The sequence below is a fragment of the Pseudomonas sp. FP603 genome (genome assembly GCF_030687415.1).
Lineage (GTDB): Bacteria > Pseudomonadota > Gammaproteobacteria > Pseudomonadales > Pseudomonadaceae > Aquipseudomonas > Aquipseudomonas wuhanensis.
Window position 1 is genome coordinate 1496396 of sequence record NZ_CP117431.1, and the last position, 13116, is coordinate 1509511.

The 13116-nt window shown below is 58.9% G+C and carries 9 protein-coding genes; 6 read left to right on the forward strand and 3 right to left on the reverse strand.

What is annotated here, in order from left to right:
- Window positions 1-141 precede the first annotated feature (141 nt).
- Window positions 142-1665, reverse strand: coding sequence for a fumarate hydratase (locus PSH65_RS06875; RefSeq protein WP_007898341.1), 1524 nt, complete (start codon window positions 1663-1665; stop codon window positions 142-144).
- A gap of 481 nt (window positions 1666-2146) precedes the next feature.
- Here PSH65_RS06875 and PSH65_RS06880 point away from each other — a divergent pair, with 481 nt between their 5' ends.
- The 3 genes from PSH65_RS06880 (at window position 2147) to PSH65_RS06890 (ending at window position 5063) form a co-directional block, all read left to right on the forward strand.
- Entirely contained in the window at window positions 2147-3253 is a 1107-nt protein-coding gene (locus tag PSH65_RS06880) for a GGDEF domain-containing protein (protein WP_305425493.1), read from the forward strand.
- Entirely contained in the window at window positions 3246-4181 is a 936-nt protein-coding gene (locus PSH65_RS06885) for an iron-sulfur-binding ferredoxin reductase (protein WP_305425494.1), read from the forward strand. Before PSH65_RS06880 ends, PSH65_RS06885 begins: the two co-directional genes overlap by 8 nt.
- A 132-nt stretch (window positions 4182-4313) precedes the next feature.
- Window positions 4314-5063 carry an enoyl-CoA hydratase-related protein gene (locus tag PSH65_RS06890; protein WP_305425495.1) on the forward strand — a complete coding sequence of 250 codons (750 nt, stop codon included), beginning with the start codon at window positions 4314-4316 and terminating at the stop codon, window positions 5061-5063.
- Window positions 5064-5269: 206 nt separating this feature from the next.
- On the opposite strand, the gene pyk is transcribed toward PSH65_RS06890, so the two are convergent.
- Entirely contained in the window at window positions 5270-6721 is a 1452-nt protein-coding gene (gene pyk / locus PSH65_RS06895; protein ID WP_305425496.1) for a pyruvate kinase, read from the reverse strand.
- A gap of 175 nt (window positions 6722-6896) precedes the next feature.
- Here pyk and PSH65_RS06900 point away from each other — a divergent pair, with 175 nt between their 5' ends.
- On the forward strand, window positions 6897-7274 hold the full coding sequence (locus PSH65_RS06900) for a tol-pal system YbgF family protein (RefSeq protein WP_305425497.1): 378 nt from the start codon (window positions 6897-6899) through the stop codon (window positions 7272-7274).
- Window positions 7275-7516: 242 nt separating this feature from the next.
- Entirely contained in the window at window positions 7517-7876 is a 360-nt protein-coding gene (locus PSH65_RS06905; protein WP_305425498.1) for a PilZ domain-containing protein, read from the forward strand.
- 146 nt (window positions 7877-8022) lie between these two features.
- Here the strand turns inward: PSH65_RS06905 and PSH65_RS06910 are convergent, their stop codons facing one another.
- Window positions 8023-8394: a DUF6124 family protein gene (locus tag PSH65_RS06910; protein ID WP_305425499.1), complete on the reverse strand. Its 372-nt coding sequence runs from the start codon at window positions 8392-8394 to the stop codon at window positions 8023-8025.
- 562 nt (window positions 8395-8956) lie between these two features.
- Between PSH65_RS06910 and PSH65_RS06915 the strand changes: the two genes are divergently transcribed.
- On the forward strand, window positions 8957-13021 hold the full coding sequence (locus tag PSH65_RS06915) for a hypothetical protein (RefSeq protein WP_305425500.1): 4065 nt from the start codon (window positions 8957-8959) through the stop codon (window positions 13019-13021).
- Window positions 13022-13116 lie beyond the last annotated feature (95 nt).

The following is a 13116-nucleotide window of genomic DNA, read 5'->3' on the forward strand; positions in this document are numbered from 1 at the left end:
CGGGGGTGGGACGTAACCTGTCAAATCTGATAGGGGGGGCGGCGGTTTTATATCAAACAGCTCGGGCAGTTGTGGTTCACGGCCGATACAAAAACGGCCGGTTCACCTTTCGATGACCGGCCGTTTCGGCAGGCGAAGCGCTTACTGCACCTCCACCGCCAGGCTCTCACTGATCTTCTGCTGCCAGATCGCAGGACCGGTGATGTGTACTGACTCGCCCTTGCTGTCGACCGCAACGGTCACAGGCATGTCTTTGACGTCGAACTCGTAGATCGCTTCCATGCCCAGTTCGGCGAAAGCTACCACGCGGGATTTCTTGATGGCTTGTGCCACCAGGTAAGCCGCGCCACCAACAGCCATCAGGTAAACGGCTTTGTGGTCCTTGATCGCTTCGATCGCGGTCGGGCCGCGCTCGGATTTGCCGATCATGCCCAACAGGCCGGTTTGCTCGAGGATCTGACGGGTGAACTTGTCCATCCGCGTCGCGGTGGTCGGGCCAGCCGGGCCGACTACTTCTTCACGCACCGGATCGACCGGGCCGACGTAGTAGATGAAGCGACCTTTCAGATCTACTGGCAGGGTTTCACCCTTGTTCAGCATCTCGACCATGCGCTTGTGCGCGGCGTCGCGACCGGTGAGCATCTTGCCGTTGAGCAGGACGGTTTCGCCCGGCTTCCAGCTCTGCACTTCTTCAGGCGTCAGGGTATCGAGGTTGACGCGACGGGCTGATGGGCCGGCTTCCCAGACGATTTCCGGGTAGGCGTCCAGTGGTGGCGCTTCCAGCGAGGCCGGGCCGGAACCGTCGAGCACGAAGTGCGCGTGACGGGTGGCGGCGCAGTTCGGGATCATGCACACCGGCAACGAAGCGGCGTGGGTCGGGTAATCCATGATCTTCACGTCGAGCACGGTGGTCAGGCCACCCAGGCCTTGGGCGCCTATGCCCAGTTGGTTGACCTTCTCGAACAGCTCCAGGCGCATCTCTTCGATACGGTTGGACGGGCCGCGCTTCTTCAGCTCGTGAATGTCGATGGACTCCATCAACACTTCCTTGGCCATGACAGCGGCTTTCTCGGCGGTGCCGCCGATGCCGATGCCGAGCATGCCCGGTGGGCACCAGCCGGCGCCCATGGTCGGAACGGTCTTCAGTACCCAGTCGACGATCGAGTCGGACGGGTTGAGCATGGCCATTTTCGACTTGTTCTCGGAACCGCCGCCCTTGGCCGCCACGTCCACTTCTACGGTGTTACCCGGAACGATGGAGTAGTGAATAACGGCCGGGGTGTTGTCCTTGGTGTTTTTACGAGCGCCCGCCGGGTCGGCGAGGATCGAGGCACGCAGGACGTTTTCCGGCAGGTTGTAAGCCCGGCGCACGCCTTCGTTGATCATGTCGTCCAGGCCCATGGTGGCGCCATCCCAACGAACGTCCATGCCCACACGCACGAACACGGTAACGATACCGGTGTCCTGGCAGATCGGGCGGTGGCCGGTGGCGCACATGCGCGAGTTGATCAGGATCTGCGCCATGGAATCGCGGGCTGCCGGCGATTCTTCACGCAGGTAGGCCTCGTGCATCGCCTGGATGAAATCCACGGGGTGGTAGTAGGAAATGAATTGCAGGGCGTCGGCAACGCTCTGAATCAGGTCGTCTTGCTTGATCACGGTCATGAGTCGCGCTCCTCTAAAAGACGGGAACATTCAATAAGGTGCTTGCAGCTTGGGTGCATCGGTCGGTTGCAAGCACCTTTCAAGGCACGCCGGGCATGCTGGCGCGACGCTAAAAAGGCGCGGCAGTATACCGCGCCTCGATGGCGGGCACATCCGTTGACAGTCAAACGTTGGTCGCATACCGCCCACATATGAAAGGCCGTTGTGGCGAGGGAGCTTGCTCCCGTCCGGCTGCGAAGCAGTCGTGATGGATTTATCGCAGTTCAACTGAAAGAAGGCAGAGGAAGGCATAGGGCCGCTTCGCAGCCCAGCGGGAGCAAGCTCCCTCGCCACAGGGTTATCTTGAACTCGGGTCATGGCTTTGACGCCAGTTTTCTGCCCCGAAAATTGAATGGTCATTTATCAGACACGCCACTAAAGTGGCATCCGGCCTGTAGAGTAGGACACTCAATCAGCCTCCTTTCCCACGGTGAATCAACGATTGACCCATAACGCCATCCAGCGGCTTTTGCTCAAACGCTTTGCCCTCGCAGCTGGCACCTACGCCCTGGCTTTGCTGCTGCTGTGGCTGGCGTTTTTCACCGGTCACTACCAAGAGTCCATCACCGGTATGGCGATCGGCAGCGCGTTGGTGGTGCTCAGCCAGGCGGTGTTGTTCGCGGTGTTCTCCAGCGGCTGCAACCTGCGCTTTTCCGATCCAAGCCTGACCGAAGTGCAAATACTACTGGGGCTGGGTTGGCAAACCTGGCTGATCGCCCATCTGGACGAAGCGCGCGGCGTGTTTTTGCTGTTGTACCTGCTGATCCTGCTGTTCGGGTTGTTTCATCTTTCGCGCGCGGCTTTCGCCCGTTGCGCGTTTCTGGTGTTTTTCAGTTTCAGCGCCATCACCTTGTGGGAGGGCTACCACTTTCAGCTACCCGACCCGACGCTGGCACTGTTGCAGGTGTGCGTGCTGTTTGTGGTGCTCGCATGGCTGGTGCTTTACGCCCGTTACGTGCGGATGTCGCGCCAGCGTATGCGTCAGCGGCGGTTTGCCTTGCAGGCGCATCAGGACACCCTGCGCGGAATGATGCGCCAGCTCGAAGGCCTGGTGGCGACCGACGAACTCACCGGGCTGTTCAACCGCCGTCATTTCCTGCGCCTGGCCTCTCGCGAGTTGAACGCCATGGAAGCCGACGTGGTGCATGGCCTGGCGTTGATCGACCTCGATCACTTCAAGCGCATCAACGATGTTCACGGCCATGCCGCCGGCGATCAGGTGTTGCAAGCGTTCGCCGGGGTGGCCACTGCCTGCCTGCGCGATGGCGATATTCTGGCCCGCTATGGCGGCGAAGAGTTCGTGGTGCTGTTGCCCGATTGCGACGCCGAGCGCCTGACGGCATGTTGCGAGCGATTGCGCATTGCTTTCATGGATGTCGAGTTGGTCGGCCTGGATGTGCGTCACCTCAGCCTGTCGGCGGGCATGACGTTGTTGGCGCTTGGCGACGATCTGGATGATGCCTTGCACCGCGCCGATCAGGCGCTGTATCGCGCCAAGCGTGACGGCCGTAACCGTTGCGCGGCGGCCTGGGAGAATGTCGATGCCTGAGTTACGGGTCGGCGAACGCCAATGGACAGTGGCGGCGGGGAGCAACCTGCTCGATGCCTTGAATCAGAACGGCGTATCGGTGCCTTATAGCTGCCGGGCGGGCAGTTGCCATGCGTGCCTGGTCAAATGTGTCGAGGGCTTGCCCAGCGACAGTCGTCCCGATGCCTTGAGCCATGAGCAGCGTCAGCAAGGGTGGCGGCTGGCCTGTCAGTGTCAGGTGGTCGATGATCTGCAAGTCGAAACCTTTGACCCGCTGCGTGATGGGCTTGCCGCTCAGGTGGCCGCCAGCGATTGGCTGAGCCCCAGCGTCTTGCGTTTACGCCTGACCAGTGAGCGACCGTTGCGCTATCAGGCGGGGCAGCATCTGGTGTTGTGGGCGGGCCAGGTGGCGCGGCCGTATTCCCTGGCCAGTCTGCCGGAAGAAGACCGCTTCCTGGAGTTCCACCTCGATTGCCGCCAACCGGGGGAATTCAGTGATGCGGCACGCCAGTTGAAAATTGGCGATCCGATCCGCCTCGGCGAGTTGCGCGGCGGGGCGCTGCATTACGACCCGGACTGGCACACCCGACCGCTGTGGTTGTTGGCGGCCGGCACCGGTCTGGGGCCGTTGTTCGGTATTTTGCGCGAAGCGTTGCGTCAGGATCACCAAGGCGCCATCCGTGTCATTCATCTGGCCCATGATGTGGGTGAGCATTATCTGGCCAAACCCCTGCAAGCCATGGCCGACGGCCGGGAAAACCTGACGGTCGAGCTATGGACCGCGGCCGAGTTGCCCGCGGCTTTGGCGCAACTGCGCCTTGTTTCGCGGCAAACCCTGGCCTTAGTCTGCGGGGCGCCCGACAGCGTCGACGCCTTTGCCCGGCGCTTGTACCTGGCCGGTTTGCCGCGCAATCAACTGCTGGCGGATGTCTTTCTACCCCGTGGTTGAGCGCTGATTTTTGTGGCGAGCGAGCTTGCTCGCGCTGGGCTGCGCAGCGGCCCCAAATGTTTGTGAGCGCTGCGCACTCAAGCGCGAGCAAGCTCCCTCACCACAGTTGATCCTCCCAGATCAGGACTCACCATGCCCGATACCATCCGATTTGAACGCGAGCGCGGTTTGCTGACCCTGCGCCTCAACCGCCCCGAGAAGAAAAACGCCCTGACCTGCGCCATGTACAGCCAACTGGCGGAGGGTTTGCGACTTGCCGACAGCGATCCCGACATCAACGCCGTGCTGATCACCGGTGGCGCTGAGTGTTTCACCGCCGGCAACGACATCTTTGATTTCCTTCAGCAACCCCCGAATAACCTCGACAGCCCGGTGTTCCACTTCATGCTCAATTTGCTGGAGTGCCGTAAACCGGTGATCGCCGCTGTGGCCGGTGCGGCGGTGGGGATCGGCACCACGATGCTGCTGCATTGCGATCTGGTTTACGTCAGCACCGACGCCCGGTTGCGCATGCCGTTCGTCAATCTTGGGTTATGCCCTGAGTTCGGTTCCAGCCTGATCCTGCCGCGCTTGCTCGGGCAGGCCAAAGCGGCGGAGTTGTTGCTGCTGGGTGAGGGTTTCAGTGGTGAGCAGGCGGCGGCGTGGGGGATAGCGACTGAGGCTTTAGGCAGTGGCGAGGCGGCATTGGCCAAGGGGCGGGAGATGGCGTTGCGTTTTGACGAACTGCCGCCGGAAGCGGTGCGCATCAGCAAGCAATTGATGAAAGCGCCGGATCGGGAACAGTTGCGCAAGGTGATAGAGGAAGAGGGGGCATTATTCACCCAGCGGCTGCGTTCGCCGGAAGCGATGACGGCGTTGTCAGGGTTTCTCAACAGGCATTAAATCCGCGATGGCCGGGCGGGCTCTTTCGCGGGCAAGCCCGCTCCCACAGGATTTGTGTTGAAATTCGATTTTGTGGACACCTGCAATCCTTGTGGGAGCGGGCTTGCCCGCGATGAGGCCGGCTCAGACAACACATTTTCAGGATCAAAAACCAAAAAGCCCCGCCATTCACATGGCGGGGCTTTTGTTTTTCAGCGAGCGATCACTCAGACCATCGGGTCGCCAACGTGCAGGATTTTCATCCCGTTGGTGCCGCCGGTGGTGTGGTAGCTGTCGCCCTTGGTCAGGATGACCCAGTCGCCTTTCTGCACGACGCCGCGTTTGAGCAACTCGTCGATCGCAGCCTGGCTGACTTGCTCGGCCGGCAAGGAAGCCGGGTCGAACGGTACGGTGTAGACGCCACGGAACATGGCCGCGCGGGCTTGGGCTTCGCGGTGCGGGGTGAACGCGTAGATCGGCACCGAAGAGCGGATGCGCGACATGATCAACGGCGTGTAGCCACTTTCGGTCAAGGCGATGATCGCCTTCACGCCCGGGAAGTGGTTGGCGGTGTACATCGTGGCCAGGGCGATGCTTTCGTCGCAACGTTCGAACGTCTTGCCGATGCGGTGGCTGGAGGTCTTGCTGGTCGGGTGCTTTTCAGCGCCGACGCAGATGCGCGCCATGGCTTGCACCGCTTCCAGCGGGTAAAGACCTGCGGCACTTTCCGCCGACAACATCACGGCGTCGGTGTAGTCGAGTACGGCGTTGGCTACGTCGGACACTTCGGCGCGGGTCGGCATCGGATTCTGGATCATCGACTCCATCATCTGGGTCGCGACGATCACGGCCTTGTTGTGGCGGCGTGCGTGCAGAATGATTTTCTTCTGAATGCCCACCAGCTCGGCGTCGCCGATTTCCACACCCAGGTCACCACGGGCCACCATCACCGCGTCGGAGGCTTTGATCAGGCCGTCGAGGGTTTCGTCGTCGGCTACGGCTTCAGCGCGTTCGATCTTCGCCACCAGCCAGGCAGTACCGCCGGCTTCGTCGCGCAGTTGACGGGCGTATTCCATGTCGGCGGCGTCACGCGGGAAGGACACCGCGAGGTAGTCGACTTCCATTTCCGCAGCGAGCTTGATGTCGGCCTTGTCTTTCTCGGTCAGGGCCGGTGCGGTCAGGCCGCCACCGCGACGGTTGATGCCTTTGTGGTCCGACAGCGGGCCGCCGATGGTCACGGTGCAATGCAGTTCGGTTGCGGTGGCGGTATCGACGCGCATGACCACGCGGCCGTCGTCGAGCAGCAGCTCGTCGCCCACGCCACAGTCTTTCACCAGGTCCGGGTAGTCGATGCCGACCACTTGCTGGTTGCCTTCGGTCAACGGATGGCTGGTGGAGAAGGTGAATTGATCACCGATCTTCAGCTCGATCTTCTTGTTGGCGAATTTGGCGATACGGATTTTCGGGCCTTGCAGGTCACCCAGCAGGGCGACGAAGCGGCCGTGCTTGGCAGCGAGGTCACGCACCAGCTTCGCGCGAGCCTTGTGCTCGTCGGGGGTGCCGTGGGAGAAGTTCAGACGGGCGACGTCCAGGCCAGCCAGAATCAACTGTTCGAGAACTTCCGGCGAGTTACTGGCCGGGCCAAGGGTAGCGACGATTTTGGTACGACGGACGGACATGCAAAGACTCCTGAGTTCAAGCGCTAGCAGAGGCTACTATGGTCTTTGGGTGTAGTCATTGTTCGTATGCACTACTTATTGCTTTCTTTATTGAACCCCCAACAACTTTGCTGCAAGCCATCCTGAAGATTTCCGCCAAGGGGTCGATATAGAGCGCAAGACAGGAGATCCCCCCATGCGATTCGTGCTCATTGCCGTCCTTGCCCTCAGTGTTGTGGGCTGCACCCGTTGGTCGATGAACCATCATTTGAATAATGCCTACAGCGCCTATGACCGTGGCAACTGCGAGCAAGTGATGCTCGAGCTGTCCAAGGTCGAACGCGCAAGCCAGGCGCGGCCTTATGTGTGGCCGGAAGTCTCGATGATGCGCGGCCAGTGCCTGGAGCGGCAAAAGCTGTTCATTGATGCAGCACAGACTTACCAGTTCATCATCGCCTCGTACCCGCAAAGCGAGTACGCCTACCGCGCCCGTGCCCGCCTGGAAACGTTGCAGAGCCTGGGGCATTACCCGACCCGCAGTGCGGCAGCAGTAGTGCGCCCAACCCGGTTCTGATTGAAGGATATTCAAAGGCTGGCTGACCGGCGGCGGTGAGCTATAGTCGAATAGATCGGTTTAGAGCCTTGTTTCTAATTCGAGGTAACACCTGTGATCGGCAGCAGTAAGCGACAGCGGTTGGATGGACTGTCGCACCAGGATCGGGGAGAGCGCGGCTTATGCCTATCAAGCAATAGAGCAGGCCCCGTTCCGAAGCATTAGTGCGGCCCTGCTTAAGGGTCTTGCGTAGCGAAATCAGCATGTTCACTGACCGCCGGATCGAGCGGCATCAACTGCCGTATTTTCTCAAAGTGTTCAACAGCGTCACCGACAAGCCCATTGGCTTTTTGGGCAATCTATCCGAGGACGGGCTGATGTTGATCAGCCAGTTGCCGATCATGGTGGGCGCCGACTTTAATCTGCGCCTGAAAATCCCTACGGATGGACATTGTCAGCAGGTGATCGACCTCAATGCCTGCTGCCTGTGGTGCCACGAGGACGCAACCCCTCACCACTATGACGCCGGGTTCAGCCTGCAACGGGCACCGCCTGAATATGGGCAACTGGTCGAGGCGCTGAAGCAGTACTTCAGTTTTCAGCCGTTGCCTGCCTCGGCCTGAAGGTTGCGGCGCGTTCATTATCGCCATCGCGGGCAAGCCCGCTCCCACAGTTTCAGTGGTGTTCACCTATTGTGTGTTCACCGAAGATCCCTGTGGGAGCGGGCTTGCCCGCGATGGCGTCAGACCAGACGGCCAATACTTAAAGGCTAGGCCGGCTTAATCGCCCGCTCGATATCCAGCGACCGCTCCGCCAGCATCAACCCCATCTCACTCATCTGATAAATCGCCATCGCCAGATGCCGCTGTTTGTCGTCCAGGCTTTCTGCCAGGTCGAGCAGCAAAATGCTCACCGAAGAAAAGGTTTCATAGGTCTGGATGACGAGGGCTTCGGGGTTTGCATCAGCTACGACGGTGAACATTTTCATGGCACGGTCCTGGGATGAGCGCAGCGGTTCGATGTCGGGTTTGAGGTAGTGGTCGAGGGCCTTTTCGGCGGCGGCGTGAAGCTTTTTTGAATCGAGGGAGGCGTAGGGGGAAACCGGGTCGGTTTCTGGGGGATTTGGAGTTGCTTTGAACATAAACGTAAATCCTCTAATGGGGCTGCCACCGTCTCGCGACTAAACGAGGGGTGGCGGCTGTACGCAGGTTAGTCGACCGGGAGGATCACGAAAAAACCGGCGCGCCCGAGGGCGCCCTGCGCACAGCCACCATCAAGTGCGGGGATAGGGATTACCCGACTGGATGACGCTTATGCACCTTTCGCAATACCTACCCGGGCGACTAAACCCGGCCGCTGATTGGCAGCGACGTGGATCAAGTTACGGGGCAAGGCCAAGGTGCACAAGCCGGCGGATTCTGAGGGATCTGTAGGCAAAGGCGCAAGACGTTGTAGTTTGCGGCCGGTGTCGATGTAGTGCCGATAAAAGCCATCCGAGGGGGCGGCTGAAGGCGCTGTTGTCACCCATTGGTTATTCGAATTCCCAAGGGTTGTGTGGTTTTTTATTTCTTATGCCTATCAATAACTGTCATTTCTATCAGTAGGCATGCCGGTGCTGTTTGGTTACGTTGTTATCAACTACGTGCCCTAGGTTTTCAGGTGCGTTTCACGAGCCGAAGAGCCTTACGTGTATAGGTGCGAAAATGGAAGATAAAGCCGTTGATGCAGTTATCAGTGAGTCGGAGCAAGCGCAAGAAAGCCCCCCGGAGCAAATCGATGCAGATATGGATTTGCATGACGAAGTTTTCTGGGCAGATGGTGTTACCGCTACGATAACTGCAATAGGTGGAATAGGCAGTGGGCTGAATAGATTTGCCGCGGTCATGGAGTTTAAATACCGAAATTATGGTGGTTCACTCTTCGTTCGCACAACGAGATATAAAATGACTCAGCCGCCCGGGTATGATCATAAGTACAGAGCGAACATAAATTTTAAGATTGGAATGAAAGGTTCCTATAGGCAAGTGAACTCACCGGATGCATTGTCGCAAGACCGTCAATGGCATACATATGAGAAAGAACTGAGTCTTTCGTGGCAAAGCGGTTATCCGATAGAGATTGCTATCCAATGTGATTTCGATGGCCCGGATGGCGGTGAACCGTTCTGGACGACAAAAAATTATGAGGCAGCCACACCGAATATTACTTTTCCAACAAATTATTTGAACATTGCCGGCTATCCCCTGCGCGTCAGCGGAACAAATAATTTTGCAGTCCCGATAACGGTGAAGTTATGGAGAGGGGGAGACTCGCTGCACGACAGCGTCGCTGCGAGAATCGTTGGAAGTACGTGGACGGCGGATTTTACTGATGGTTTTGTCCCCGGCACTTATCGAGTGACAGCGGAACAACATAGTCTATCTGGAATTTGGGTGTCTCTATTACCTTTGGTTCCACAAGTTAGTTCGCCGGTTTCAAACTCGGTAATCGCTGTGCAGCCAATCACAGTGACTGGCCGCGGTTATCCAGGTGCAGTTGTTGATCTGGTGTATCCTGGCGGTCAACCGTTGAAGGTGGGTATACAAGTGCCTCCAAGTGGAGTCTGGACAACGACCCTGGATACTTTGCCCTGGAATAACGAACTTTCTTTCCATACCATCCAGCGCATCAACGGCATGGATTCTGCCTATCTGGATCCACCCCATAAACTCCGCCTCCTGGGCTCACCGCCCCTCACCACCCATTCCGCCAACCAAAAGGTGGAGCAGAAAATTACCGTTGGTGGGTTGCTGACCGGCCCCTTCAAGAGCGGGACGATCAATGTCTATAGGGATGCCACAAGCACTCGGCTGGGTACCGGGAATGTTCTTTCTACGGGGGGGTGGTCGGCTTCTATTACTTTGACCCCGGGGCCCTACACGGTGACGACGAGTCATGTCTATTCGTCGGTGACGTCATTACGCAGCGCTCCCCTCCGGTTGCGGGTGCGGCCATCCAAACCCACGATTACATCCGCGCTCAATGGGGAAACTGTCAGGCTATCGGGTACGGGGTATAACGGTGCCGATGTCCTAATGCACGTCCATCAAGCTCACAGCGCTGCCCATTACTTTGATGTACCGGTCAACTCAGGCACGTGGGCGAAGGAAATTCCCGGAGAATTTGTACCCGGCAATTACCAGTTCTCGGGTAAACAGAGTGTTTCCGACGGGGGGAGCGGGCGTATTCTCAACTCCGTTTGGGCTGACAATTTGACGGTCAACGTCCCGACACCTGCCCCGACCGGGGTAACCGCCACCGTCAACGGGCAGCGGGCAACCTTCAGAGGCCGAGGGCGCCAGTGGGGAACGAATGCGGTCAAAATCGGTATTTACAACAACGGCATTGCCCTGCCCGGCGTACCACAGGCGAATGTTCTGCCAAACCTCAACTGGGAAACCACGGCAAACGCCGACCTTGCCCCGGGCAATTACACCGCGCTGACGGCCCGGCAATGGGTGAACAATCAGTGGTCTGGCAACAGTGCCAGCTTTTCGATGATCGTGAGTTCGCCTCCCCCCATATTTACCGAACCTCCCCTGACCCCCCCCAGCGGACAACGCCCGCGGATTTCCGGCACTGCCTGGCCCGGGTCCACGATCATCTTGAAGGTCCCGGGCAAGCCCGACGTGCCATTGACGGCAACAGGAGGTTCGTTTGTCCGGAACGCCAGCGAGGACTTGCCACCGGGTACGTGCACCATTACGGCAACGGCGGCATTCGGGGGGCAGACGTCTCCGGTCGCGAGCCGGACATTCACGGTCAAAACACCGAAGCCGGAAATCACCACTGCCGCCAATGCCGAGGTCGATCTTTCTCCGGTCCTTGAGGGCAAAGGTTTCAAAGGGTGTTGGGTGGTTATTTATTCAAACGTCACTCACCAGCCATTGGGGGCTGGGCCGGTGGGGCAGGACAATAAATGGAAGGTGACACTGATTGAGCAGGTTCCGGCCAATTTGACCGTCTATGCCATACAGCAAGAGTCTCAAAGCAGTAACAATATTTCCGATCGAACCGAAGTGCAGACAGTGAAGGTGCGCGTGCCAAAGCCTGGGATCACGGTGCCTGCACAAAACGGCAAGCCGGCGCGTGGGGCGCTGTTTTCCGGCACGGGGCAGTATCCCGGAACTGTCGAGTTGTCGATCAAAGGGCAGGGCCAGCCCTTTCTCAAAGACATTGAAGTGAAAGCAAATGGCACCTGGGAGGCAAAGGTGACGTTGCCGGCGGGCGGCCCCGTCACTCTGGAGGCGAGGCAGCGGCAAAGAACCTACGCCAGTGACCCATTCGAACGAGTCGTCACTGTGGTGCCGGCGGTGCCGGTGGTCGATACACCGCGAAACGGAGCAGCGCTGGGCGCCTTGTTGCGCATTTCCGGGTTCGGTTATCCGGGGGACACTATCGGTATCTATAGACGTAATCGTTATCTCCATTTGGGTAACACTACTGTATCGGCCGCAGGTACATGGTCGGCGAGAGTCGCTCACAACATGATTGCCGGTGATGGAATCAGTGTGCTTGCTTCAGCCGGTGCAGGACTGGATTCGAACCTTTCGCCCATCTTCAATTTTCTTTTGCTCAAACCCGCCCCGAAAATCACCGAACCCCTGGCGGGCGACTGGGTGGGGATACATCCGCTTTTCAGTGGCCTGGCCACGCCCGGGGCGAGCATCGACGTTGCCTCATGGTTCAACACCGACGACGTGCTGGCCCCAGCGACGATAGCGGATGCCCATGGTCGTTGGGCGGTGACGGGCAACAAGGATTTGCGTGAAGGCGCTATGCGAGTGGTGGTGCGCCAAACGGTGGACGGTACGCCTTCGGAGTGGTTTGAGAGCGGTCGCTTCATGGTCGAACGCAAGACCGCCGAATTTGAGGCGCCCGCTGTACATTACCCGCTCCTGGGCCAGGAGGTCGGGCGGCGGCCGATGTTCTCCGGTACGGGGGAGCCGGGTGCCGAGGTGCTCATTGTCAAACAGAATGCAATGTCCACCGAGTTGGGCAGGACGCGGGTTGATCGCAACGGACGATGGGCGCTGCGTTCGCAGATCGAGTTACCGGTGGCGATTACACCCTACGTCTATTCGGTACGGCAGTCCCGTGATGGCGCCATCTCGAAGTGGTTGTTGCCCCACCGCAGTCTTGTCGTGACACAGGTTGCAGCCGGCTTCGAAAAACCGGTAATCGACATACCTGTGGATGATGCCACTCAAGTACTGGAGCGCTATCCGCTGTTCGCCGGCAGGGGAGTGCCAGGGGCGGAGCTCAAGGTCTATCAGGAGGACGAAGGCACTGTGCTTGCCATCACCCGCGTGGATGCCGAAGGCAACTGGTCGGTTCGCAATCAGTTCAGTCTTAGTCAGCGGGTGCGCCGGATATCGACCCAGCAGAATATGGACGGTCAACTCTCGGCATGGTCGTCTACTGTCAGCTTCAACGTAGCAGGGAAGTTGGACAAACCCGTATTCACCTATCCGTCCCAGAACGCGCACGTTTCGCCTCATGCGGTGATTCGTGGTACGGCGTTGCCGAGGGGCGAAGTGCGGCTGTACCAGTCGGGGAATCCGGACAAGGTGTGGGGCCGTGGTGTTGTCGATGGACAAGGGCAGTGGGTGATTGTGACCGAAGCCTTGCCGCTGGGGGATTTCAAAATGGTCGGGCGGGTGCACGCGGGGGCTGATTTCTCGCTATGGACGACTGTGCTTGAGCTGAGAGTGATCGAGGGCGGTTGACCGCTCGTTGTGCCTTCGAATGGCCCTCTTGTGAGGGCCATTTTTTTTGCTGCTTACACGTGCAACAGATTCCGACCAGCGGTCATAAAACCTGT